Raw genomic sequence first — 23,680 nt, forward strand, 5'->3', positions numbered from 1 at the left:
TGCAAGCCTATAATGTTATCTTTAGCGCTTTGAAATTGAATTGCCCATTAATATTGATATGATCTGGTACGAAGAGGACGTTAAGCAACTGGAAATTAAGCGAACAAAACTTAATTACGTGCCAAGGGTAATTTTTTACGGCAGTTCGTCTATCAGGTTGTGGAATACGCTTGATGCTGATTTTGGCGATTTTCAGCCGGTTAATCTCGGTTTTGGCGGTTCAACACTTGCTGCCTGTGTTTGGTTTTTTGAGCGCATTATGCACTCATATACGCCCGAGGCTATTGTGGTTTATGCAGGCGATAACGACCTGGGTGATGGCCGCAATCCCGAAGAAGTCTTTATTTTTTTTAAGCAGCTTACCGATGAGGTTGCCAGGCTTTTTGGCGATATCCCTTGTTATTTTATCTCGTTAAAGCCCAGCATTGCCCGCTGGCCGCTTGTTGATAAATACAGGTACACCAATAGCCTTATTGAAAACGAGATAATACACCGCCATAAAAACTGGCAGTTTGTAAATATATTTAACCAGATGATGGATGGTTCGGGTAGGCCGGTTAGGGATTATTATGATAAAGACGGCCTGCATTTAAGCAGCACCGGATACACTTTGTGGAAAAATGCTGTTTTACAGCAAATGCTCCAAAGTATCAAATTAACTTAATACAGGGTTTATAGGCATTTGTCATCTTTCGGCGGTTTAAAAGATGAAAAGAGAGTACCACAAGTGGTTCAGTCCCTTCCTGCAACGCAATATGGAAATGCTGGTTTTCGGCCATTCCGGTGCCTCCGTCTTATTTTTTCCAACCCGCACTGCCCGTTTTTATGATTATGAAGACTGGAAGGTGATTGAAGCACTACGCCCTAAAATAGAAGCCGGCTACCTGCAGATTTATTGCGTTGACAGTATTGATCGCGAAAGTTTTTACAACGAATACAGCCACCCGCATCACCGTATTGAGCGCCACCTGCAATACGAGCAGTATATATTGCAGGAGGTTGTTCCTTTCATGAAAAAAAACAATCCCGGCACCGCACTTATTTCGGCCGGGTGCAGTATGGGGGCTTATCATGCCGTTACAACCGCATTTAAACATCCGCATTTATTTAAAAAAGTGGTAGGCATGAGCGGCCGGTACGATGTAACCCAAAGCATGGGCAGTTTTCGCGATTTGCTTGACGGTTACCGCGATGAGAATGTTTATTTTAACATGCCCAACCAGTTTATGCCCAACCTTGGCAATCCCGATATTATTACTGCCCTCAAAAAGCTTGATATAATTATTGTAATTGGCGAGGAAGACGCTTTTTTGGCAGATAACAAATATCTCTGTTCCATACTTGCGGCCAAGGGTATCCCCAATCATCTTTATATCTGGCACGAAGAAGCGCACCGTGCCCGCTACTGGCGCAAAATGGTACAGATTTATTTTTGATCAATAGAACCAAAGCCTCTTCTGTCCTGTTTTCTTTTTTAAAAGTTTGTAATCATGCTTAATATCGAATTGATACAAGGCGATATCACCAAAATAAAAGCTGACGCTATAGTTAATGCGGCAAATACCTCATTAATGGGTGGCGGCGGCGTTGACGGTGCCATCCACCGTGCAGGAGGCCCTGCCATATTGGAGGATTGCCGCAAAATAGTGGCCCGCCAGGGTAAATGTAAAACAGGCGAAGCTGTGATCACCACCGCAGGCAATCTGCCGGCAAAATATGTGATCCATACTGTTGGGCCGGTATACAACAGCGGAAAGCCTAAAGAATTGGAACTGCTTCGTTCGGCTTATTTAAACAGCCTGAAACTTGCTGCCGAAAATGAGGTGCATACCATTGCTTTTCCTAACATCAGCACGGGCATTTATCGTTTTCCGAAAGATAAAGCAGCGGAAATTGCCCTCTCAACCGTGAAGGAATTTTTAGCCTTCGATAAAGTTGTGGAGAAAGTGATTTTTGTGTGTTTTGATGATGAGAATTATGGTTTGTATAATAGGTTGCTCGCAGGGGAATAAGCACGCGCAAGCGCAGAAGTGTAAAAGAATCACAAAGAGAGATTGATATCCCTCAGATACCGATATTACAAAGTTGTTAAAACCCGGTGATAAAGCATTTTGCCCAAATCAAACAGTATAATGCTGATGATAATGGTAAAAAACACTTGCTGGCTGTTTGGTTTGTATGATGGGATAAACAGCAACCCTATTGCCAGAAGCACCAACGGAACAGCATGCTTTACAAGCTGCCACCGGCTTTTTATTTTAAACTCGATGATGCTGAAAATAATATAGCTTGCAAAAGCCACCACGTAACCCGGTATGGCAAACAGCATGTACATAGCGGCGGCACCAAAATCTTCACCCTCGCGCGAGATGCCGTAAATTATAAGCGTTATCAGCATAAAAGGCATGCAAAAACCTGCCTGAACTAATGATTGTGAAATTAGGGTTACGGGTTGTTTTAAGCTCATTTAAAAACTAATTTAAATAAAGTTTACAAGATTTTATCTTTCTTTTCCGCCTTCTTTATTCCTAACCTCCTGAATCTTTTTTCCTGCCTCCTGATTTCCTGCTTCCTGCTTCTTGCCGTCCTGCCTCTATCCCCATCCTTCTCAAACGATGTAGTTAAAATATACGGCTTCGGGGATAGTGTACCTATACAAGATGCTGCTAAACCTATATATTTGAAAACACCAACCGTAATACAACCTCACATGAGAAATAAATACCACCTGCCACGTGTGTTTGTGGCATCGGCCGTATGTATCAGCTTTGGTCTGTCGGCGTCGGCGCAGCAAAGCAATATTTACCACAAAGGCTGGATCGATTTTAACAAAAACGGCAAAATGGACGTTTTTGAAGATCCCTCGCAAAACATCGATAAACGTGTAGCCGATTTGGTAAGCCAGATGACCGTTGAAGAAAAAACCTGCCAGATGGCTACCCTGTATGGCTACAAACGCGTACTGAAAGATGAAATGCCCATACCCAACTGGAAAAACGAGGTATGGAAGGACGGTATTGCCAATATCGACGAGGAACTGAACAACCTTACCTCGCATACCGACGATGCGCCTACGCAGTATTCCTACCCCTTCAGCAAACACGCCTCGGCCATCAACACCATCCAGAAATGGTTTGTTGAAGAAACCCGCCTCGGAATCCCTGTCGATTTTACCAACGAGGGGATTCACGGCCTTAATCATGACCGTGCAACACCATTGCCTGCGCCTATCAGCATAGGCAGTACTTTTGATAAACAATTAGTTTACCAGGCCGGCAAAACCGTTGGCCGCGAAGCCAAAGCTTTGGGTTACACCAACGTTTACGCACCAATTCTTGATCCGGCCCGCGACCAGCGCTGGGGCCGCGTGGTTGAATGTTATGGTGAAGATCCTTTTCATATTGCCGAAATGGGCAAACAAATGGTGCTCGGCATCCAGGACGAAGGTGTTGCCTCAACCCTTAAACACTACGCCGTTTACAGCGTACCCAAAGGAGGCCGCGATGGCAGCGCCCGTACCGATCCGCATGTTGCACCGCGCGAAATGTACCAGGTGTATTTATATCCTTTCCGCAGGGTGATCCAGGAAGCACACCCAATGGGGGTAATGAGCAGTTATAATGATTGGGATGGTGTGCCTATCACCGGCAGCTATTACTTTTTAACCCAGCTTTTGCGCCAGCAATTTGGCTTTAACGGCTATGTGGTGAGCGATAGCGAGGCGGTTGAGTTTCTGTACTCGAAACACCACGTTGCTGCCGATTATAAAGAAGCTGTAAGGCAGGCTGTTGAAGCCGGCCTGAACGTGCGTACCAACTTTACCATGCCGCAAACTTTTATTATGCCGCTGCGCGAGTTAATAAGAGAAAACCGCATCTCGATGAAAATTATCGATACCCGTGTTAGCGAGGTGTTGAAAGTAAAATTCAGGTTGGGTTTATTTGACAGCCCTTATGTTAAGGACCCTAAAGCGGCGGATAAAATTGTGCATACCGAAGCTGATAAGGAGATGAGCCTGAAAATGAACCGCGAATCGATGGTGTTGCTTAAAAATGCCAATAATTTGCTGCCGCTGGATAAAAAGAAATATCCTAATGTACTGGTAACAGGTCCTCTGGCTAAAGAAACCAATTATGCTATCAGCCGTTATGGCCCGTCGCACAACCCGGTTACCACCGTTTTTGATGGTATTAAAAATTACATGGGTGCCGATGGTAAGGTTAGCTACATAAAAGGCTGCGATATGGTTGATGCCACCTGGCCCGAAAGCGAAATTATTGAAACGCCGCTAACTGCGCAGGAGCAGGCGGGTATTGATTCGGCTGTGGCTGCGGCTAAACAATCAGATGTTGTTATAGCCGTTGTGGGCGAGGATGTGGATAGGGTAGGTGAAAGCCTTTCGCGTACCGGTTTAAACCTGCCTGGCAGGCAATTAAAGCTGATCCAGGCTTTGCAGGCAACAGGCAAGCCCGTAGTTATGGTAATGATAAACGGACAGCCGCTTACCATTAACTGGGAAAATAAATATTTACCGGCCATTTTAGAAGCCTGGTTCCCGAGCGTACAAAGCGGCCAGGTTATTGCCGAAACCTTGTTTGGCGATAATAACCCGGGCGGAAGGTTACCGATGACTTTCCCGAAAACCCTGGGCCAGCTGGAATATAACTTTCCTTTCAAACCTGCATCGCAGGCCGAGCAGGGCGGGCAAAACAGCTGGGGTAAAACCAGCGTTAAAGGCGCGCTTTATCCTTATGGCTATGGCCTAAGCTATACTACGTTTGAGTACAGCAACCTGCAAATCTCACCAGAAAAACAAAACTCGCAGGGTCTGTACCAGGTGAGTGTTGAGGTTACCAACACCGGTGGGCGTAAAGGTGATGAAGTAGTGCAGCTTTATTTAAAAGATGAAGTGAGCAGCGTTACCACTTACGAATACGATTTGCGCGGCTTTGAGCGGATCACCCTAAACCCGGGCGAAAAGAAAACCGTGCAATTTACCCTGCACCCGGATGATCTGGCCCTGCTGGATAAAAACATGAACTGGACCGTTGAGCCCGGTAAATTTATGGTGATGGTAGGCAGTTCGTCCGTTGATTTGAAATTGAAAAAAGAGTTTGAGGTAGAATAAACAGATCAAATTCTGATTAAAGAGTTTTAACGGCAACCCGACATCAGATCGGGTTGCCGTTTTTAATATTTGTTCGGCTAATTTTTCCTAACTTCCACCTAAATTTAAACCTATGCTGTTAGATGATACCTGGGTAGCTATTGAAGCTGTATCTGATGATGAGATCCCTTTGTTGGTGCGTTACCGGCCCAATTTGCTCAACTTTTTTGAAAGCGGGGTTTACCTGCAAAGAATGGATATTACCTGGAGCTATGAAGCTACGGATTCATCATTGTTGCCGCCCGCCGAAGAAATGGTTTTGATGGAACAGGTTGAAGATGCCCTTATTGATATGCTTGAGGCCGATCATCAAAGCATCCTGGCGTTTGTGTTTACCGGCGAAAACGAGCGCTGGTGGGCCTGGTACACCACCAATATTGATATAGCCGGCGAACGCCTGAACGATGCCTTAGCCGATTTTGATGAATTACCCATAAATATTACTGTTACCGATGACCCTGAATGGGAGGAGTATTTTGGAGTGATGGAGGATTTTGGAGGCGAGGATGATGAATAAAAGTTAAACCCTGTTTTTGAAACTTATTTTCCCGGCCGCTCCAGTTTCTGAAAAGGGATCTTAAGGATATTTAAAAACCGGCCGGTAACTTTTTCATTCATGTGCGTATCAATACCAAACCGGGTTTCTTTAACATCCAGTTCGCCAAAGGTACCAAAAAGCCTGTCCCAGATGCTTAGCACATCGCCATAGTTACGATCGGTGTGTGGGAGCTGGTAGTGATGATGTACATGGTGCAGGTTAGGTGTTATAAAAATTAAACCTGCTATCTTGTTAACTTTTTGTGGCAGCCTGAACTCGGTATGGGCCAAAACATTAAAAGCCGACTGGAAAGTTTGCCTCAGCACCAAAACACTAACCGCAGGGCCCAATATAAAAACCCATAACATCAAAAATCCGGTACGTACACAGGTTTCTCCGGGATGTTCGCGTACGGTGGTCGAAACATCAACGTGTTGGTCGCTATGATGCACCAGGTGAAACTTCCAGAGCAGATCAATTTTGTGCATCACCACATGGTAAATGTATTCGCAAAGGTCAAGCAGCATAAACAGGCTGATATAATAGATCCATTTATTTTGATGACCAGGAATGTAGTTAATCAGTCCCCAATGGCGGGCATTGGTCCAGCTAACTATCAATAAAACAATTGTAGTTAACATCAGCTGGATGGGAAGGGCCGTAAAAACAAACAGCAAATTGGTTTTATTATGTTGCCAACGCTTTTTTACAGAGATAAGGCCTGCCGAAAAGCAAACTTCCATCAGCCATAATGAGCTTATGATAAAGGCGTATAAAGCAATTTGCACGGCATCCTGGTGCGTGCTGATAAATTGGGTAACAGTCATCTTAAATTAATAGGGATGGTTATTTTACAAGCGTATCGTAAAATAATCAGGAGCAATTTCTTTTTTTACGATGAATGTTTGATGAAGTGTGTTAATGGCAGGTTATCACATTGTTTAGTATTGAAAAATACAAGCTGCATACCGGCAGATAAACAGTAGCCAATTTGTGATATATTTGCCCTTATCCCAATATGAAACTATCGGTAACAGAACAATCCACCGGCGGCGATTTACACCTCCTGATTAATGAAAAACATTTCGACAGGATGTTTTTTACCCGCGATCGTGAGCACAAACATTTAACCATTGCATGGAACAGGGGCCCGGTGCAAACAGTTATTATCGATGAGGTAGCCTACGATTTTTTGCCCAATACCATTTTACCTTTAATGGTTAACCAATCCTTCCGCTTTGAAAAGCCCCAGGATATTGTGGCCTGGCAGTTTAACCGCGATTTTTATTGTATTGTTGATCATGATGAGGAAGTAAGTTGCGTGGGTTTCCTGTTTTACGGCTCGGCCGAGCAGGTTTTTGTTCAGTTAGACGAGACCATGCAGTTTAAATTGCAGCGCCTGCTGGAGATTTTTATCGAGGAGTTTGAAACTGCCGACAGTATCCAGGTTGATATGCTGAGGATGCTGTTGAAGCGCTTAATTATTTTAGTAACCCGCTTAGCCAAAGCCATCCGCCTGTCCGAACCTGCGCAATCAGATGAGAAATTTGCTACCATCCGCAAGTTTAATTTATTGGTTGAAAATAATTTCCGCCAGCAACATACCGTGGCTTATTACGCGCAGCAGCTCAATAAATCGCCTAAAACACTTTCAAATGTATTTGCGCTGTACAATCATAAAACTCCCCTACAGATTATCCAGGAGCGGTTAATCCTCGAAGCAAAGCGCCTGCTTTATTATACCGATAAATCGGCTAAAGAAATTACTTACGAACTGGGCTTTGACGATGCCGCTTATTTCAGCAATTTCTTCAAAAAACACACCTCGTTTTCGCCTACCGATTTCAGAAATAATAAAGTTTTAGTAGCCGAAGGGAAATAGTTACAAGCAGTCGGGAAGTTTGTCTATTTTTCAGGGGGCTTTCGCACCGCATCTTTGTATTGTTAATTCAAAACAACAAAAATTAACATAACAAAAATGAAAACTTTCGCAATTCCAACCAGAGAACAAGTAACTCCTGAAAACCAGGCAATATTCGATACATTAACCAAAGTGGTAGGCCGCGTGCCAAACCTGTTTGCAGTATTTGCAACTTCAGATCATGCCCTTGCCAACTACATCACCCTTTCAAACGGCAAAACTTCATTACGTGCCAAAGAAAAAGAAGCCGTAAACCTGATAGTCAGCCAGGTAAATGACTGTGCTTACTGTTCTGCAGCCCATACAGCTATCGCCAAAATGAATGGTTTTAACGATGACCAGATTGTTGAAATCCGCAAAGGTGGTGCTTCATTCGATGCTAAAATTGATGCCCTTGTAAAAGTAGCCAAATCAATTACCGAAAATAAAGGCCATGCCGATCATCAGCTGATTGAAAACTTTTACGCTGCCGGTTATACCCAGGCTAACCTGATTGACGTAGCCGTAGCAGTAGGCGATAAAACTATCACCAACTACGTATACGCCTTAACCCAGGTACCTGTCGACTGGCCAGCTATTCCTGAAGTAAAATAATTGTCAGTTTATAATTTAGTTTACGCTTTTAAGCCCGCCTTGCCAAGTAAGACGGGCTTAACTGTTTATTTTTATAAAAACCTGTATCATGAACTTTGCACGATTTGCTTTTACCGATGGGGTTAAAAAGCTCCAGGAAAAATACGGCAGCCGCCCGGCCTACGCCCGTATGGAAAATATGCTGGCCGATAAGGAAGGGATTACTGAGGACGAACAACTATTTATTGAAAGCCGCGACAGTTTTTATATGGCCAGCATTGGCGAAAACGGTTATCCCTACATTCAGCACAGGGGAGGCCCCACCGGCTTTATTAAGGTAATTGATAACCATACGTTGGGTGTAGTTGATTTTAGGGGGAATAAACAATATATCTCGGTAGGTAATGTATTGGCGCATCCGCAGGTATCCTTGTTTTTAATGGATTATCCGCACAAAACCCGTCTCAAAATTTTTGCCGATGCACGTATTGTTGAACTGGCCGACAACCCCGAACTGTTTGATCTGATCGATCCATCCGACTATAAACATACCGCCGAACGGATGCTGATTTTTGATGTGAAGGCTTTCGACTGGAATTGCCCGCAGCACATTACACCGCGCTACACAGTTGATGAAATTAAAGAGGCTTTTGCCCCGCAAAATGAATATGTGCTGAAGCTGGAATATGAAATTGAAAAGCTGAAGAAACAACTGGCCGAAAAGTAAGCTTTTGCATTTAGGTTTTAATAGTTTACTTTTAGCCTAAACTTATCACACAATGCCTGCTTTGTATCGTAAACAACTCCATTTTAATTTTATCGGCCTGTTCATCTTTATATTGATGGGTTCAACTTATATAATTGATCGTGTTGTTATTTTTCTGATCCGCCCGCAGGTAAAAAGTTTCGCCAACGCAACATTTTCGCATAGCAATCATCAAATAAACGCATACCAGGTTACCTACTTAGCGGCTTTTATTCAAACTTACTATATTATCGTTTTTGTTTGTGTGGCTTTGTTATTGTGGCTTATTCTATCTGTTTTTAAAAATAGCAGTTTTTTTTACGCGAGTTTGGGTATGCTATTATCGGTATAATATTGATCAGAACCCTGGTGGCTTGCATAATGAGGTATGTATTAAAAATAATTCCATAATGGCAACCAAACAACAAGTAATCCCTATGCTGGCCTATGAGGATGGTGTAGCGGCAATGCACTGGCTGTGCGATGTGTTCGGATTTACCGAAAATATGAAGATGTTAAATGATACCGGCCGGTTAGCCCATGGCGAGCTTAAAATTGGAGAGAATTTAATTATGCTTGCCGAACCCACACCGGATTACCAGGGACCTTCACATCATGCTAAAAACTGCAATATCGCGGCTAAATGGTACCAGGTGCCTTATATTATTAACGGCGTTTTAGTATATGTAGACGATGTTGAACTGCACTACCAAACCGCCAAAACCAAAGGCGCTACTATATTAAGTGAATTGGAATACGGTTTCCCCGGCACCCGTTACCGGGCTGCCGATCTGGAAGGGCAGCGCTGGATGTTTATGCAGGTTGAGGCAAACTGAAAGTTATGGCAGCATCATTGCATTTTTTGTTTGTTGTAATTAAATCCGCAATCCTTGCTGTAGTTTACACGTTTTTTGGGGGGCTGCTGTTGGCCTTGTTTTTAAAGCTAAAAAAACAATATACCGGCTTTAAGTGGTATAAGGTATTTGCGGCTCACAAAGTTGTTTTTATCCTGCTGCTCATATTTTCGTTCACTTATTATGGCAATCATGGTTTAGGCGATGAATCACATATTCCGCTGGGCCATGGTGAGGTTATGAGCGAGAGCGATACCTTCGCTTATTTTGTACCTAAAGATAAAGCAGAGCAAATAAATGTGCAGACCTTCCGGGTAAAGGGCGATAACCTTTGCATGTCGGTTGATTCGGGTTATAAGGTGTATAACCTGAAAACCAAAGTGTTCATCAACTTTAGCAATGAGCCTATGTATAACAAACTGGCGGCGGCTAAAGAACTTCCATTAGCCGGAGATTTAAAAGATTTCCGGTCGCAGTACGATGAATATTGGAGTGGGTGGCGCTTTTGGTTGCTGCCGTAATAATTAGCAATATTTTTTGCGATGAAAGAAATTACCGGATTAAAAGATTGGATTTTAGATAAGAAATTTCCTAACGCGAAGCGTTTTGCTGTTGTGACGATCTTTTTTCAATACCCCGACCAGGCGCTGTTTATCAACCTTAAGCCTAAAGAGCGGATTAAGGCAATCAGTAAAAATTTCAGGGATAACTATCAAAAGCTTTTGGATCTCGGCATATTTGAGAGCCTTGAAATTCAATCTTCAAAAAAGAAACCGCAGATAATTACCGGGAAACTCAGGTATAATCAGCTTAAAAATATTGCTGCGCTGGATTATATCTACACTTTTTCAATCCAATCGATAGATAACGCTGTACATCAGAAAAAGGAAACTGTACAGCCCGACAGGTATTTCTGTGTAAAAATGACTGTTGTGATAGAGGTAGAAGGTATCTCATCAAAAAAACAGGATCTCGAGAAGCGTTTTGTACTGATCAAAGCAAAATCAAGCGATGATGCTTATGAAAAGCTGGAAAAGAGTCAGGATGAATACGTTGAGCCTTATCTAAATCCACAGGGTCGTTTTGTACGATGGCGCATTGAAAGTTATGACGATTGTTTTGAAACCGATATCCAATCGCCTGCAGATTTGGATGGTCCGGCCGGGGTGGAGGTGTATTCTAAGCTCTCGAAGCGTAAAAATACGGGTAAAACCGTTTGGGGTGGCAAGCTTTAATCAAAACTTTCGCTTATTTTTTATCGTACACAAATTTTATAGATATTTTTGCAGGCTGTAGACCAATATCATTTTACATGATGTTAGTCTGATTGCATAGCGGGCCTCAACTGTAATTATTACAGTTGTACTTTATCACTTTATTTATAATTTTATAAAGTACAATACACCAGGAGGGCGCGGCCCGTTATAAACCAAACTATACAATTTGTTAATGGAACTTACAACTAAAGGGGTAAAGGGCAGTCAGCTAAAAAATATGATCATCAAAAGGCTTTATTTTAATAAGGCCATGTCATGTGCCGGGCTAAGCGAGTTGTTTGATAAAAGCATCCCTTCAATAGCCAAGGCTATCAACGAGCTGATGCAGGAAGGTTTTGTGGTTGAACAGGGTTATGCACCATCAAGCGGTGGCCGCAGGCCGTTAATGTACTCGGTAAAATCAAGTGCCATGTACATCCTCGCCATTGCGCTCGATCAGCTTACGGCCCGTATCCAGATGTTTGATTTGCTGAACAATCCGGTGGCTGATATGCTTACCTTCGAGCTTAAGCTGCTCAATAATCCAGATGCCTTGCCAAAGCTGGTTGATGAAATTAATGTTTACATAGCGCATAGCGGTATTGTCAAAGATAAAATTGCAGGTATAGGTATAGGCATGCCCGGTTTTATCAATGTAACCGAAGGTATCAATTATACCTACCTTGATGCTGGCGGCCAAAGCCTCACTGCATATTTAACTTCAAAAACAGGTATCGCAACATATATCGATAACGACTCGAGTTTAATTGCCCTTGCCGAGCAAAAGTTTGGTATAGCCAAATCGCAGCAGGAAGTAATGGTAATAAACCTGGGATGGGGTATTGGTTTAGGGATGATTGTTAACGGTAAGTTATTCCGCGGCCACAATGGTTTTGCGGGCGAACTGAGCCATATTCCGCTTTCGGAGGATGGGCTGCTTTGTGAATGCGGCAAGCGGGGTTGTTTGGAGGCCGAAGCTTCGCTGCTTGTTGTAGCCCGAAAAGCTATTGCAGGCATCAAAAAAGGCCGTGTAACCAGTTTGAAATATAGTGAAGACGATCATTCAAAACTGATGGGCGATGCCCTGATAGAAGCCGCCAACAACGGCGATCAGTTTGCTATTGAATTATTATCAGATGCAGGCTATAAAATAGGGAAGGCCCTGGCCATCCTGATCCATATCATGAACCCGGCTATCATTGTACTAAGCGGCAGGGGAGCAAGGGTAGCCAAAATACTCATGGCACCTATCCAGCAGGCATTGCATAAATATTGCATCCCGCGTTTAGCGGCCGGTACCGAGTTGCTGGTGTCTGAGTTAGGCTTCGATGCCGAACTGATTGGCGCGGCAGTATTGGTAATGGAGAACTTTGACAGGGTGGTAAAAGTTAAATCTGTAAAAGCAGCTAAGAACGCGGCAGCGTAAAAAAAAGGTTGTCTGAATCAGAATTTACAGAATTTGAGAATTTTCAGAATAGGAAGAGCTCATTGGTTTAAGTTTAATTATTATGCCAATGATACATTTTAATTCTGTACATTCTAAAATTCTGTAAATTCTGATTCAGACAAACACCCTCCCCGAAAACTCCATCGCTTGCCATAATTTCTCCATATCAAGCCCTGTAAGCTCATTTTGTGCTTCGAGATAGGCAATCAGGTTTTCGGTAGCGATATTGCCTGTAAGCTCATCTGCGGCCATCGGGCAGCCTCCGTAGCCTTTTATCGCTGTATCAAAACGTTTGCAACCGCTTTGATAGGCTGCATTTATTTTGGGCCGCCAGGTATCGGGGGTAGAGTGGAGGTGGATGCCAAACTCAGTTTCCGGAAAAAGTTCAACTAATTTGGGATAGATCCGGGCTATCTGCGCCTCATTAGCAATGCCGATGGTATCGGCAAGGGCTATGTTTTTGATACCTTCTGCAACCAGTCTTCCGGTCCACTGTTCAATAATGCCGGTATTCCATTCATCTCCGTAGGGATTGCCAAAGCCCATGGAGAGGTAAACCAGTAATTGTTTGTTGTTCGCTGCGCACAGCTCGTTGATGCGTTGTAGGTTTTCAAAAGCCTGCGCTATGGTGTTATTGGTATTGCGTAATTGAAAAGTTTCGGATATGGAAAAGGGATAGCCTAAATAAGTGATCTCCGGGTGTTTTACCGCATCTTCCGCACCACGATAATTGGCTATGATGGCCAGAAGCTTTGAGCGTGTCCCGCCAAAATCGAGCCTGCTTAACACTTCGGCTGTATCACTTAATTGCGGGATTGCCTTGGGCGATACAAAGCTGCCGAAATCTATCGTATCAAACCCTACCTGCAAAAGCAGGTTGATGTATGCTGCTTTGATATCGGTAAGGATGAAATTATGGATGCCTTGCATAGCATCGCGGGGGCATTCGGTTATTTTTATTGGCATGGTTAAATTTCCGATGGTGACGTGTTAACCTATCGCCCCGAGACTTGCATGCTTGCCTAAGCACTCACAATACACCGTATCCTCTTACACAAACATTGGCCGCTCATTTGCCGCGGGGGCTGTTACTTTTGTCTTGACACAAAAGTAACCAAAAAGTCAAGACAGAAAAAAGCTTCAGCCCGCAGAGCCTGCCCCGATGCCCATCGCGGGCCAACTCCCGGCCCGCTTTTCTGTCGGGCCACCCCGCATTTTGTACCAAAAACACTATTTAGCTTAATCTAATGTAAAAGATCTAATTTTTGACTTGTCGTTTATCTTCGGACTTTCCGACTGCGGACTTCCTGACTTCCCAAATCAATCCACCGTATTAGGCAAATGTTGATCCTCTGTCAACCCTTCCCGCTCAAATTTGCGGATTATAAGCCTTGTGCCGCCATTATAGGTTACATAGCTCGATACCCAGTTAATGAATACAATAACCTTGTTACGCCCGCCTAAAAGCGAAATTAGGTGCACAAACATCCACACCAGCCATGCAAAAAATCCCTGGAATTTTATCTTACCCAGATCGGCTACTGCCTTGTTGCGGCCAATGGTTGCCAATGAGCCTTTGTCGTTGTATTTAAATGGCGTGGTTTGTTCGCCGTTAATAATATGGATGATGTTTTTTGCTACATTCTGCCCCATTTGTATTGCTACTTGCGCTACGCCGGGGTGGCCTTTTGGCGTTTCGTCGGTTATCATGGCTGCCACATCGCCTATGGCAAAAATGTTGCTGCTGCCCGCTACCCGGCCCACGCTGTCAACCCGGATGCGGTTGCCCCGTTCTATAATGTCCTGTTCAAATCCTTCCGGCACAACGCCCATAACCCCGGCGCTCCAGATCACATTTTTGGTGCGGATGGTTTTACCGCCTTCAAACCTGATCTCCTCGCCATCGTAGCTTTCCACTTTAACGCCTAATAAAACTTCAACGCCCATGCCCGTTAAAAAATCTTTGGCCGCTTTGGAAGCCTGATCAGACATCGGTCCTAAAACTTTCGGCAGAAAATCTACCAGGTAAACTTTCATATCCTCCTTTTTTAGTTCCGGATAATCTTTGGTTAGGATGTGATTGCGTAATTCGGCGAGCGAGCCGGCCAGCTCAACACCGGTAGGGCCTGCACCTACCAATACAAAGGTGAGGTAGGGATCGCGTTCGGCCTTGCCTACCTTAAGCAAGGCCTCTTCTATATTTTGTAAAATAGAATAGCGCAGGTTCAATGCCTCAGGGATGGATTTCATCGGCATGGCATAATGTTCAATATCTTTATTGCCAAAAAAGTTGGTGGTTGATCCGGTGGCTATCACCAGGTAATCATAACTGATATTGCCTATGGTGGTTTCAAGCGTGTTTGTTTCGGCATCAACCCGTGTAACTTCGGCTATCCTGAAACGGAAGTTTTCCTGGCTGGCAAAATTCTTCCGCAAAGAAAATGCTATCGATTCCGATTCGAGGCTACCCATGGCCACCTGGTAAAGCAGGGGCTGAAATACGTGGTAATTATGCTTATCCAGCATCAGTACATCAACGGGTTTATCTTTAAGGTGCTTGGCTACCTGCAGGCCGCCAAAGCCGCCGCCTACTATTACAACTAAAGGGAATTTTGATTTATTGGGAGTATTCATTTTTTTTAGCTTAAAGCTGAAGGCAAAAAGCCTAAAGCAGGGTTTAGTTTAAAGCGTTCGGCCTTAGGCTTTCGGCTTTCAGCTTATACAGTAACAAAAAAGGCTCCAAATGTTCTTTGGAGCCTTTTTAAATAACGATGTATTTTATCTTATTTTTTTAATTGCTTTTTTCCAAAGTCTACAATCACCGGTGTTGCCACGCAGATCGACGAGTAGGTACCGAATAGTACACCGATCAATAAAGCGAACGAGAAGCCTTTGATAACATCACCACCAAAGATGAACAATACTAACAATACGAACACCACGGTTAAAGCTGTGATAATTGTACGGCTTAATGTACTGTTGATAGCGCGGTTAATAACATCTTCCTGTTTTTCGTTACCTGAGTGATCAAGGAACTCACGGATCCTGTCGAACACTACCACGGTATCGTTAATTGAGTAGCCGATTACAGTAAGTATAGCCGCGATAAAGGCCTGGTCGATATCCAGTGAGAATGGTAAGAAACCATTGAACAACGAGAAGAACGATAATACCAGCAAAGCATCGTGCGCGGTTGCAACCATCGCACCCAAACTGAACTGCCATTTGCGGAAACGGATCAGGATATAAGCTGAGATAACAAAGATGGCGAAGATTACCGTGTAGATAGCTGATGTTTTCAACTCATCGGCAATTGTAGCGCTCACTTTCGATCCACCTAAGTCTCCGTTAGAAAGTTGAGTTTCAGGTTTTTTATTTAACAAGTTTACCAGGGTTGACTTTACTTTAGCATCGGCAGCACTTGAGTTATCATTGAACAAATAGTTAGTAGTGATACTAAATTTATCGCCCATGGTTTTAACCTCAGTGCTGCGGCCCAAAGTAGCATCAATTGCATCGTGAATCTGTTCGGTAGTTACTGCTTTATTTTTGAAGCTAACAATGTAGTTACGGCCGCCTTCAAAATCCACGCCGTAGGTAAAGCCACGGGTAAAGATAGAAACCAAACCGGCCAGGATAAATACGCCCGAGAAAATGTAAAACTTGGTACGGTTTTTAACAAAAGCGAAGTTTGCATTTTTGAAAGTATGCGAGCTCCATGGGTTTGAGAATTTGATATCCATTTTCCTGTCAAGCATCCACTCAAAAATTACTCTCGAGATCAGTAATGAACAGAACAATGAAGTGGCGATACCGATCATCAATGTTGTTGCAAAACCCTGGATAGGACCAGAACCAAATACAAACAAGATTAAACCGGTAAGGAATGTACTGATCTGCGAATCGAGGATTGATGGTAAGGCGTGTTTAAAGCCATCGGCAACAGCAGTGCTTAATGATTTACCTAAACCAAGCTCCTCACGCACACGTTCGTAAACCAGTACGTTGGCATCTACCGCAATACCCAGGGTTAATACGATACCTGCAACACCTGGTACGGTTAATACCGCCCCTAAGCTGGTTAATACGCCCATCAGGAAGAAGATGTTGATAATTACCGCAACCACAGCTACAGTACCTGCACGGTTGTAATATGCAATCATGAAGATCAATACAACCACCAAACCTAATACGCTTGAAAGAATACCGGCATTGATAGCTTCCTGGCCCAATGACGGACCAACGATTGACTCAGATACGATGTGCGCCGGGGCCGGTAAACGGCCGGCTTTTAACACGTTAGCCAAGTCATGTGTGTCATCAATGGTAAAGTTACCTGAGATTGATGATACACCGCCTGAAATTTCGTTCTGTACGGTAGGTGCCGAGTATACGTTATCGTCCAATACAATGGCGATAGCTTTTTTATTTTGGCCTGAAGAAGCTTCGGCGGTAACGGCACGCCATTTTTGTGCACCTTCCGAGTTCATCACCATCACAACATCCGGAGCACCTTTTTGGTCGTTATCCGCACGGGCATCGTTAATTACATCGCCTGATAGTACAGGACCGTTATCGGCACCGGTAAGTTTGATGGCATATAAGGCAAAAGTTTTGGTGTTTTTGATAGGTTTCACATCCCACAAAAACTTAATGTTACGTGGCAATACCGACTGTACATCTGCACTGTGCAGGTAGGCATTTACTTTGGCAGTATCCTGTAACGGCGCGTAGCCCACAACCGGGCCATAACCCAATTGCTGCTGCCCGTTAGCACCCTGGCCAACGTTTAAACTCATTACAGCAAACAGCGGATGCTGTGATGCCAGTTTTGTTTTGTTTAATGACGAAGCAGAAGTATCGTTTTTAGAGGCATTTTTTTGAACCTTGCTTAATAACGAACCGCCTTTAGCCGAAGTATCAGCTTTAGCAGCAGCAATTTTAGCTGTAGTATCAGTTTTACCGGTATCGGTTTTAGCTGTTTTGTTTTTTGCACCAAGCAGGTTGTCAACATTAATCAGGTACTGGTAAGCTTCTGAATTATCAAAAGTTTCGTAAAACTCCAGTTTAGCCGAACCTGAAAGTAGCTTGCGCACACGCTCGGGTTCTTTAACGCCTGGCAACTCAACCAAAATCCTGTTTGAGCCTTGTTGCAACTGGATGTTAGGCTGGGTAACACCAAACTGGTTGATACGGGTGTTTAATACCGTGAATGATTGTTTTACCGCAGTGGCAGCCAAATCTTCAAGGTAGGTTTTAACCTCGCTGTTTGAAGCGTTAAACTTCAGGTGATCCTGGTTGTCTTTTGTTGAAAAGATGGCGGCAAGCTTACCGTTAGGGTTAAGCTTTTCGTACTCGCTTACAAATAAGGCGATGTAATCTTTCTGGCTGGTTTGTGCATTTGCCTGCAATTTATCGGCATTAGCCAAAGCCTGGTTAAAGGTTGGATCAGGGTTGTTGTTGGCAATTTTACGCACCAGCTCGTTCAGTTGAATTTGCATGGTAACGTTCATACCACCCTTAAGGTCCAAACCTAAGGCAATTTCACGTTGCTTTACGTACGAGTAATCGTGTTTAAGTAACGGATACACCGGTTGATTGGACATTGAATCCAAATAAGCAGTGTATTTTGCCGGATCACCTTTTGAGTACGCTTTGGCATCACTCTCTACGTTATGGGCCACCCACGTAAATGATAGCTGGTATAAGCACACCACTGCCAGTAGTATGGCGAAAAATTTAATAACCCCTTTGCCTTGCATCGAATTTGTAATATGTAATAAATTAGTTTATAAGCTTTTTTTAATAAGGCAGCAAATCTAATAAAATTTCGTAAGCACAAAATTTTAAATTAAAACAAAATCATGACAAAAAATGTTAGCGACGCTCAAGCGTGATAAACGAATATTTGTATTTGTTTTTTTCGTCGGGCTCAAAATCTTCACGTTTTGTTTCCCGCCACTCGTCCGGGTTCAATTCCGGGAAAAAGGTATCACCGTCAAAATCCTGGTCGATTATGGTGAGATAGATGCGATCTGTTAAAGGAATAGCCTGCCGGTAGATCTCAGCCCCACCAACAATAAAAACTTCGTCCTCGGCCTTGCAAAGGGCCACAGCGGCTTCAAGCGAATCAACCACCTCACAGCCCTCAATGCTGATGGCCTGCCGGGTTATCACAATATTGCGGCGTTTGGGCAGAGGCTTGCCAACCGAATCGAAAGTTTTGCGCCCCATGATTACGGTGCGGCCTGATGTGGTGTCCTTAAAATGTTTCAGGTCATTAGGCAGGTACCAGAGTAATTTATTGTCTTTGCCGATGGCGTGGTTTTTGGCTATGGCTACTATTATGGATAATGTCATTTCTTTTAGGTCAATGGTTCATATGTGCTAAGCAGGATGAACCTAATTTGTTTTTCAAAAGTGTTTGTGTTTGCTAAAGCGATTCGGTTTCTCCACCACGTCATTGCGAGGAACGAAGCAATCCCCGATAAGCAGAGGAACTATGCAGGCACGCCCTGTATAGTTTGGGATTGCTTCGTTCCTCGCAATGACGTGGTGGGAAATTCAGACTTACGAAGTTTTTAAAACTTCGTAAGTCTTACCTGCTTTGTAAATATACTCCTTTGGAAGCCCGGGCTTTTACTACTCGCAATGATGAGTGCGTGATTGATTATCAAAATCCTATCAATCCTTTAATCCCATAAATCACGGTTCAGACTACACCGCCACCTCCGCCTTTATATGCGGACACGGATCATAATTTTCCAACGTGAAATCCTCGTACTTAAATGAGAAAATATCCTTCACCTCCGGATTGATTTTCATGGTAGGCAGCGGGCGTGGTTCGCGGGTTAGTTGCAGGCGTGCCTGGTCGAGGTGATTGTTGTACAGGTGGGCATCGCCAAGGGTGTGTACAAAGTCGCCAAGGTCAAGATCGCATACCTGTGCCACCATCATGGTGAGCAGGGCATAAGAGGCAATATTGAACGGAACGCCCAAAAATATATCGGCACTTCTTTGATAGAGTTGGCATGATAGTTTTCCCCTCGTTTCACCCTTCGATGAATCTGCAGGCGCCACATAAAACTGGAACAGGCTGTGGCATGGTGGCAGGGCCATCTGGTTAACCTCGGCAACGTTCCAGGCCGATACCATAATGCGGCGCGAGTCGGGGTTGTTCTTAAGTTGATTGATCACCTGCTGTATCTGGTCGATATGGCCGCCATCAGGCGTTGGCCATGAGCGCCATTGTTTGCCGTACACCGGTCCGAGGTCGCCGTTCTCATCGGCCCATTCGTCCCATATGCGTACGCCATTTTCTTTCAGGTAGCGGATATTGCTGTCGCCGCTCAAAAACCAGATCAACTCGTGGATGATCGATTTAAGGTGAAGCTTTTTGGTGGTTACCATCGGGAAACCATCGTTCAGGTTGAAACGCATCTGGTAGCCAAATACACTTATCGTACCGGTGCCGGTTCTGTCATGCTTCTGCGCGCCGGTTTCCATCACATGCCTCATCAGGTCGAGATACTGTTTCATTTTATTTTTTAGTTGATTGGGTGAGTAGTTGATTAGGTGAGTAGTTGTGATCAGCTAATTGGGTAAAACCAATGAACTAATGAACCGCTGAACTAATGAACAATTTCAAAAGGCAAAGAAAAATAATCTACTTTTGGTTTCCTACTGATGTTGGCAAAAACACCAGGTGTTAATTACTTTGTATGATTTTATTTCCGAACGCAAAAATAAACATTGGCCTCAATATTACCGAGCGCCGGCCCGATGGCTACCATAATCTCGAAACCATTTTTTACCCGCTTGATATTAAAGACGCCCTCGAGGTGGTACAAAGCGACAAGCTTAGCTTTACTTCATCAGGTCTTGATATTCCCGGCAGGATGGAGGATAATCTGTGTGTTAAGGGCTACCAAATGCTGAAGGAAGATCATGACCTGCCGCCGGTAAATATTCATCTCCATAAACAAATCCCGATAGGGGCCGGACTGGGTGGGGGTTCATCAGATGCAGCGTTTTTTATCAGGCTGATGAATGACGAATTTAAGCTTGGTTTATCAGTTGATGAGATGACCGGATATGCCCGCCGCCTGGGTGCTGATTGTGCCTTCTTTATCGAGAATAAACCGGTATTTGCTTTTGAGCGTGGCGATGAGTTTGAAGCCATTAAACTCGATCTTTCTGCTTATAAAATTGTACTGGTAATGCCGCCCGTTCACGTGTCCACAGGAGAGGCCTTCAGGGGGATTGTGCCTGCACAACCAAAGGAATCGCTGTTTGATTTAATCAAGTTGCCGATAACCGATTGGAAGAAGTACATTAAGAATGATTTTGAGACATCGATATTTAAAAATCATGCGGAGATCCGCGGCATCAAAGCGGCCTTGTATGAGGCCGGTGCTATTTACTCCAGCATGAGCGGAAGCGGGGCATCCGTGTTTGGAATTTTTGAAGATACACCGGATGTGAAATTTTTAGAAGAAGAGAACGAAGTGTTTTATTGTTGATTTCGGGATTCGGGTTTTCGATTCCGGATTTGTTTGATTTTAGGAAACCGGAAAACATTAAAGGCGCCATTGCGAGGTATAGCAATGGCGCCTTTTTTTGGTTGTGAAGAATAGATATTGTGGATTGGCAATGCTTGTGTAATCCGGCCATTGATTTGCTGGTACTCCCCGGCTTCAGCATTCATTTACTCACCCGTCATCGCTCCGCTCGATACCCCTCTCTACGCTTTGCGTAAGAGGGAACTTGAAAGCTTCAATTTTTTTACCCTCTTTTCGGCTACGCCGAAGAGAGGCCTGACCAGCGTGGCGTAGTCCGGTTGAGTCCCCGCAGCAGGATATGAAAAAATGCCGGATGATTATATCAACTTGTATATCGTCAGCATATCAGCCGGCCTTCTACTAAATTTGAAATCCGGTTCTAAAAATCTTCAATCAAGAAATCAAAACTTCCCAATCCTAAAATCCGAAATCGAAAATCCGAAATCCGAAATCAAAGTCCCGCATCTTCGCTTACACCCCGGCTCACACCCTCTACCCAATCAGCTTCGCCCCAGCCTTTGGCTACGGCCGTTAGTAAACGGTTGTGTACGGTATTTACGGTTGGCATGGGCATCTCGCTCGTTTGCGATAACTTGAATGCCAGGCGGGCGTCTTTATAGCCCAGTTTCGATTTGAAGCCCACCGGCTGATATTGCTTATTGGCAATCGCCTTACCATAGTTTTGAAAGATGGGAGCGGCAAAAAGTGTCGATCCGAAAAACTCGGAAACCTGTACGCGGTCGAGACCATTTTTCTCGGCAAGGGTATAGGCCTCGGCCATCATTTCCATCGAGGCCATGATCATAAAATTGCCTGCTATTTTCACCACATTGGCACCTGCGGTTTTATCGCCAAAATCAATCACGGCCTGGCCCAGGCAATCCAGTATGGGGCGGGCGTCGGCCTTGGTTTGTTCATCGCCAGAAATACAGATCCAAAGCTTGCGCGCGTCGGCGGCTTCTGGCCTGCCAAATACGGGCGAGGCCAGGTAGCGGTTGCCGGCCTGTTCATGCAGTGCGGCCAGTTCTTCAGCAGTGTCTGGCGAAATGGTGCTCATGGAGATATGAACGGCATTTGGTTGTAGCGTTTTTAAAATTCCGCCGTCGCCTGTAACCGATTCTCGTAACACGGTATCATCCGAGAGCATGGAGATTACAAATGGTACCGAGTTGGCCGCCTCGGCCGGGCTCTGGCATCTGGTTACACCTTCGGTTCCCAGCTCGTCAATTTTAGCAAGTGTGCGGTTGTAAACCTGTAATTGATAGCCCGCGGCAAGTAAGTTTTTAGCAATGGGGGTACCCATGTTGCCGAGGCCTATAAAGCCGATAGTTGTTTTCATATGTTAGTTAATGTATTCCCTGTCTTCGTCGCTTAGTGTATCGGGATTGTTTTTGTCGTGAATGGCGTCGTGATAGCCGCCGATGTCAAATTTTTGTTTTTTAGGCCAGGCCACGATGAGGCCCAGCAGGAAGCCGGTTACTGCCACCACCAACATCATCGTCAGTTTTGAAACCCTGAAAGTGGAGAATAAAAATTTGAAATAAACCTCGTCGGTATTTTGCATCAACACGATGGTTAGCAAAACGGCTACGACTACAACGATGATTGTTTTAATGCTCATGATAGATCTTATTTTAGATAATACAATATCCGCTTTTTAAATGTTTAAATAAAACGTCGATAAAATATCGCTGCGATGATGGTGTGTTTACAGGCGCTCGCCTAAACCGGTACAGTGGTGCAGCTCATCCGGAGGATATGAACAGGCCGGGAAATTTCGCGTACCCATTTTTTTCCTGGCGTGTACACCTCGTCTCCTTGCCGCCAAATCAAACCTTAAATTTTAATTCTGTTTTAAGGCAACCATACGCGTCCAAAAAAATACCCGGGGCGAGAGGAAAGGAGCTGTGAGGTAACCGCGCCGATGACGGATTTTTTCGACGCTTTGAATCAAGTTTTTCTTCGACGAGAGTATCGAAAAACCTGCTAAAATTTTCGGGCTGTATACAAGCAGGAGAGATGTCTCGAATTTTATCGAACTCTCATTTTTTAACTGGATACACTATCGTTCCGTTAAATCTCCTAACTGCTTTTGTGAACTTATTAGTTATATAAGTTATTTTAAATATCTGATTTTTAAATTTTAATGGTTTTTTATTTTGGATATTTTTTACAATGCTAATTTTTTTAGTTTTTTGTGATTTTAGTTGTATGGCTTTTGTTGTATTTTTTATTCATGTAAATTTTATATATATCTGATTTTTAATTTAATATTTTATTTAATTGAACTCTTTTTTTAATTTTAATGCTGATGAAAATCTCGATACCCTCTCGTTTTTTAATTTCATCGCTTGTTGATCGTGTGAAATTTAAATACACTAACTAAAAATTGGATTTTGGCGCTATTCGCGGCAAAGCGATGTTTGCGGGCAGAAATACGTCTGAAAATTATAATGGCTTAGAAGGGCTAAAAATGGCCTGTTTTAATGTGGGGTTATTTGCTCTCCCGGCTGGGATATCGGGGTAAAATGCACGCAAAGGTGGTGGCTGAGGTTATCGGTTATAAACAAAAAGCTACCCCGGATGAGGTAGCTTTTCTATGATGTTTTCCGGCCTGG

Annotated in this window: 23 protein-coding genes; 14 read left to right on the top strand and 9 right to left on the bottom strand. The window is 43.9% G+C overall.

The annotated features are described in order from the left end of the window. Positions 1 to 58: 58 nt before the first annotated feature. The 3 genes from HYN43_RS04920 to HYN43_RS04930 are packed head-to-tail and all read left to right on the top strand — an operon-like array spanning position 59 to position 2,012. Entirely contained in the window at positions 59 to 664 is a 606-nt protein-coding gene (locus HYN43_RS04920; protein WP_119408387.1) for a GDSL-type esterase/lipase family protein, read from the top strand. Positions 665 to 707: 43 nt separating this feature from the next. Then, entirely contained in the window at positions 708 to 1,436 is a 729-nt protein-coding gene (locus tag HYN43_RS04925) for an esterase family protein (protein WP_119408388.1), read from the top strand. A 54-nt stretch (positions 1,437 to 1,490) separates the two neighbouring features. Continuing rightward, positions 1,491 to 2,012 carry an O-acetyl-ADP-ribose deacetylase gene (locus HYN43_RS04930; protein WP_119408389.1) on the top strand — a complete coding sequence of 174 codons (522 nt, stop codon included), beginning with the start codon at positions 1,491 to 1,493 and terminating at the stop codon, positions 2,010 to 2,012. A 65-nt stretch (positions 2,013 to 2,077) separates the two neighbouring features. Here the strand turns inward: HYN43_RS04930 and HYN43_RS04935 are convergent, their stop codons facing one another. Continuing rightward, positions 2,078 to 2,467, bottom strand: a complete 390-nt coding sequence (locus HYN43_RS04935) for a hypothetical protein (RefSeq protein ID WP_119408390.1) — start codon at positions 2,465 to 2,467, stop codon at positions 2,078 to 2,080. Positions 2,468 to 2,710: 243 nt separating this feature from the next. Here HYN43_RS04935 and HYN43_RS04940 point away from each other — a divergent pair, with 243 nt between their 5' ends. Then, complete coding sequence (locus HYN43_RS04940) at positions 2,711 to 5,128, top strand: glycoside hydrolase family 3 N-terminal domain-containing protein (RefSeq protein WP_119408391.1); 2,418 nt, start codon at positions 2,711 to 2,713, stop codon at positions 5,126 to 5,128. Between the two features lie 112 nt (positions 5,129 to 5,240). After that, complete coding sequence (locus HYN43_RS04945) at positions 5,241 to 5,684, top strand: DUF695 domain-containing protein (RefSeq protein WP_119408392.1); 444 nt, start codon at positions 5,241 to 5,243, stop codon at positions 5,682 to 5,684. Between the two features lie 23 nt (positions 5,685 to 5,707). Here the strand turns inward: HYN43_RS04945 and HYN43_RS04950 are convergent, their stop codons facing one another. After that, entirely contained in the window at positions 5,708 to 6,532 is an 825-nt protein-coding gene (locus tag HYN43_RS04950) for a sterol desaturase family protein (RefSeq protein WP_119408393.1), read from the bottom strand. Between the two features lie 191 nt (positions 6,533 to 6,723). Here HYN43_RS04950 and HYN43_RS04955 point away from each other — a divergent pair, with 191 nt between their 5' ends. The 8 genes from HYN43_RS04955 to HYN43_RS04990 all read left to right on the top strand — a co-directional run bounded on the left by HYN43_RS04955 (position 6,724) and on the right by HYN43_RS04990 (position 12,480). Next, entirely contained in the window at positions 6,724 to 7,587 is an 864-nt protein-coding gene (locus HYN43_RS04955; RefSeq protein ID WP_119408394.1) for a helix-turn-helix domain-containing protein, read from the top strand. A 96-nt stretch (positions 7,588 to 7,683) separates the two neighbouring features. Continuing rightward, the gene (locus HYN43_RS04960; protein WP_119408395.1) at positions 7,684 to 8,220 is read left to right on the top strand and encodes a carboxymuconolactone decarboxylase family protein; all 537 of its coding nucleotides are present in this window, start codon (positions 7,684 to 7,686) and stop codon (positions 8,218 to 8,220) included. Positions 8,221 to 8,308: 88 nt separating this feature from the next. Continuing rightward, complete coding sequence (locus HYN43_RS04965) at positions 8,309 to 8,926, top strand: pyridoxamine 5'-phosphate oxidase family protein (protein WP_119408396.1); 618 nt, start codon at positions 8,309 to 8,311, stop codon at positions 8,924 to 8,926. 52 nt (positions 8,927 to 8,978) lie between these two features. Beyond that, complete coding sequence (locus tag HYN43_RS04970) at positions 8,979 to 9,296, top strand: hypothetical protein (RefSeq protein ID WP_119408397.1); 318 nt, start codon at positions 8,979 to 8,981, stop codon at positions 9,294 to 9,296. Positions 9,297 to 9,354: 58 nt separating this feature from the next. Beyond that, on the top strand, positions 9,355 to 9,780 hold the full coding sequence (locus HYN43_RS04975; protein WP_119408398.1) for a VOC family protein: 426 nt from the start codon (positions 9,355 to 9,357) through the stop codon (positions 9,778 to 9,780). Between the two features lie 5 nt (positions 9,781 to 9,785). Beyond that, a complete protein-coding gene (locus HYN43_RS04980; protein WP_119408399.1) occupies positions 9,786 to 10,319 on the top strand; it encodes a hypothetical protein in 534 nt (177 codons plus the stop codon). Positions 10,320 to 10,340: 21 nt separating this feature from the next. Continuing rightward, positions 10,341 to 11,033, top strand: a complete 693-nt coding sequence (locus HYN43_RS04985) for a DUF4288 domain-containing protein (RefSeq protein WP_119408400.1) — start codon at positions 10,341 to 10,343, stop codon at positions 11,031 to 11,033. A 214-nt stretch (positions 11,034 to 11,247) separates the two neighbouring features. Further along, positions 11,248 to 12,480 (top strand): ROK family transcriptional regulator, encoded by a 1,233-nt coding sequence (locus tag HYN43_RS04990; RefSeq protein WP_119408401.1) that lies wholly within the window; start codon positions 11,248 to 11,250, stop codon positions 12,478 to 12,480. A gap of 135 nt (positions 12,481 to 12,615) precedes the next feature. On the opposite strand, the gene HYN43_RS04995 is transcribed toward HYN43_RS04990, so the two are convergent. The 5 genes from HYN43_RS04995 to HYN43_RS05015 form a co-directional block, all read right to left on the bottom strand. Further along, entirely contained in the window at positions 12,616 to 13,467 is an 852-nt protein-coding gene (locus HYN43_RS04995; protein ID WP_119408402.1) for a hydroxymethylglutaryl-CoA lyase, read from the bottom strand. A gap of 354 nt (positions 13,468 to 13,821) precedes the next feature. After that, entirely contained in the window at positions 13,822 to 15,135 is a 1,314-nt protein-coding gene (locus HYN43_RS05000; protein WP_119408403.1) for an NAD(P)/FAD-dependent oxidoreductase, read from the bottom strand. A 149-nt stretch (positions 15,136 to 15,284) separates the two neighbouring features. Next, a complete protein-coding gene (gene secDF, locus HYN43_RS05005) occupies positions 15,285 to 18,263 on the bottom strand; it encodes a protein translocase subunit SecDF (protein ID WP_119408404.1) in 2,979 nt (992 codons plus the stop codon). Between the two features lie 115 nt (positions 18,264 to 18,378). Continuing rightward, positions 18,379 to 18,861: a dihydrofolate reductase gene (locus HYN43_RS05010; RefSeq protein WP_119408405.1), complete on the bottom strand. Its 483-nt coding sequence runs from the start codon at positions 18,859 to 18,861 to the stop codon at positions 18,379 to 18,381. 357 nt (positions 18,862 to 19,218) lie between these two features. Beyond that, positions 19,219 to 20,040, bottom strand: a complete 822-nt coding sequence (locus HYN43_RS05015) for a thymidylate synthase (RefSeq protein ID WP_119408406.1) — start codon at positions 20,038 to 20,040, stop codon at positions 19,219 to 19,221. A gap of 182 nt (positions 20,041 to 20,222) precedes the next feature. On the opposite strand from HYN43_RS05015, the gene ispE reads away from it, so the two are divergent. Continuing rightward, positions 20,223 to 21,023: a 4-(cytidine 5'-diphospho)-2-C-methyl-D-erythritol kinase gene (ispE, locus tag HYN43_RS05020; protein WP_119408407.1), complete on the top strand. Its 801-nt coding sequence runs from the start codon at positions 20,223 to 20,225 to the stop codon at positions 21,021 to 21,023. Positions 21,024 to 21,513: 490 nt separating this feature from the next. Here ispE and HYN43_RS05025 read toward each other — a convergent pair whose 3' ends face one another. Together HYN43_RS05025 and HYN43_RS05030 are read right to left on the bottom strand one after the other, a co-directional pair. Next, positions 21,514 to 22,401, bottom strand: coding sequence for an NAD(P)-dependent oxidoreductase (locus tag HYN43_RS05025; RefSeq protein ID WP_119408408.1), 888 nt, complete (start codon positions 22,399 to 22,401; stop codon positions 21,514 to 21,516). 3 nt (positions 22,402 to 22,404) lie between these two features. Then, positions 22,405 to 22,683 (bottom strand): LapA family protein, encoded by a 279-nt coding sequence (locus tag HYN43_RS05030; RefSeq protein ID WP_119408409.1) that lies wholly within the window; start codon positions 22,681 to 22,683, stop codon positions 22,405 to 22,407. Positions 22,684 to 23,680 lie beyond the last annotated feature (997 nt).

The sequence above is a fragment of the Mucilaginibacter celer genome (assembly GCF_003576455.2).
GTDB lineage: Bacteria > Bacteroidota > Bacteroidia > Sphingobacteriales > Sphingobacteriaceae > Mucilaginibacter > Mucilaginibacter celer.

Coding starts and splice junctions, on each gene's coding strand:
- HYN43_RS04965 (WP_119408396.1), top strand. CDS start 8,309: ATGAACTTTGCACGATTTGCTTTTACCGATGGGGTTAAAAAGCTCCAG.
- HYN43_RS04960 (WP_119408395.1), top strand. CDS start 7,684: ATGAAAACTTTCGCAATTCCAACCAGAGAACAAGTAACTCCTGAAAAC.
- HYN43_RS05030 (WP_119408409.1), bottom strand. CDS start 22,683: ATGAGCATTAAAACAATCATCGTTGTAGTCGTAGCCGTTTTGCTAACC.
- HYN43_RS04975 (WP_119408398.1), top strand. CDS start 9,355: ATGGCAACCAAACAACAAGTAATCCCTATGCTGGCCTATGAGGATGGT.
- HYN43_RS05000 (WP_119408403.1), bottom strand. CDS start 15,135: ATGAATACTCCCAATAAATCAAAATTCCCTTTAGTTGTAATAGTAGGC.
- ispE (WP_119408407.1), top strand. CDS start 20,223: ATGATTTTATTTCCGAACGCAAAAATAAACATTGGCCTCAATATTACC.
- HYN43_RS05015 (WP_119408406.1), bottom strand. CDS start 20,040: ATGAAACAGTATCTCGACCTGATGAGGCATGTGATGGAAACCGGCGCG.
- HYN43_RS04980 (WP_119408399.1), top strand. CDS start 9,786: ATGGCAGCATCATTGCATTTTTTGTTTGTTGTAATTAAATCCGCAATC.
- HYN43_RS04990 (WP_119408401.1), top strand. CDS start 11,248: ATGGAACTTACAACTAAAGGGGTAAAGGGCAGTCAGCTAAAAAATATG.
- HYN43_RS04950 (WP_119408393.1), bottom strand. CDS start 6,532: ATGACTGTTACCCAATTTATCAGCACGCACCAGGATGCCGTGCAAATT.
- HYN43_RS04970 (WP_119408397.1), top strand. CDS start 8,979: ATGCCTGCTTTGTATCGTAAACAACTCCATTTTAATTTTATCGGCCTG.
- HYN43_RS04985 (WP_119408400.1), top strand. CDS start 10,341: ATGAAAGAAATTACCGGATTAAAAGATTGGATTTTAGATAAGAAATTT.
- HYN43_RS04925 (WP_119408388.1), top strand. CDS start 708: ATGAAAAGAGAGTACCACAAGTGGTTCAGTCCCTTCCTGCAACGCAAT.
- HYN43_RS05010 (WP_119408405.1), bottom strand. CDS start 18,861: ATGACATTATCCATAATAGTAGCCATAGCCAAAAACCACGCCATCGGC.
- HYN43_RS04940 (WP_119408391.1), top strand. CDS start 2,711: ATGAGAAATAAATACCACCTGCCACGTGTGTTTGTGGCATCGGCCGTA.
- HYN43_RS04945 (WP_119408392.1), top strand. CDS start 5,241: ATGCTGTTAGATGATACCTGGGTAGCTATTGAAGCTGTATCTGATGAT.
- HYN43_RS04920 (WP_119408387.1), top strand. CDS start 59: ATGATCTGGTACGAAGAGGACGTTAAGCAACTGGAAATTAAGCGAACA.
- HYN43_RS05025 (WP_119408408.1), bottom strand. CDS start 22,401: ATGAAAACAACTATCGGCTTTATAGGCCTCGGCAACATGGGTACCCCC.
- HYN43_RS04930 (WP_119408389.1), top strand. CDS start 1,491: ATGCTTAATATCGAATTGATACAAGGCGATATCACCAAAATAAAAGCT.
- HYN43_RS04935 (WP_119408390.1), bottom strand. CDS start 2,467: ATGAGCTTAAAACAACCCGTAACCCTAATTTCACAATCATTAGTTCAG.
- HYN43_RS04955 (WP_119408394.1), top strand. CDS start 6,724: ATGAAACTATCGGTAACAGAACAATCCACCGGCGGCGATTTACACCTC.
- HYN43_RS04995 (WP_119408402.1), bottom strand. CDS start 13,467: ATGCCAATAAAAATAACCGAATGCCCCCGCGATGCTATGCAAGGCATC.
- secDF (WP_119408404.1), bottom strand. CDS start 18,263: ATGCAAGGCAAAGGGGTTATTAAATTTTTCGCCATACTACTGGCAGTG.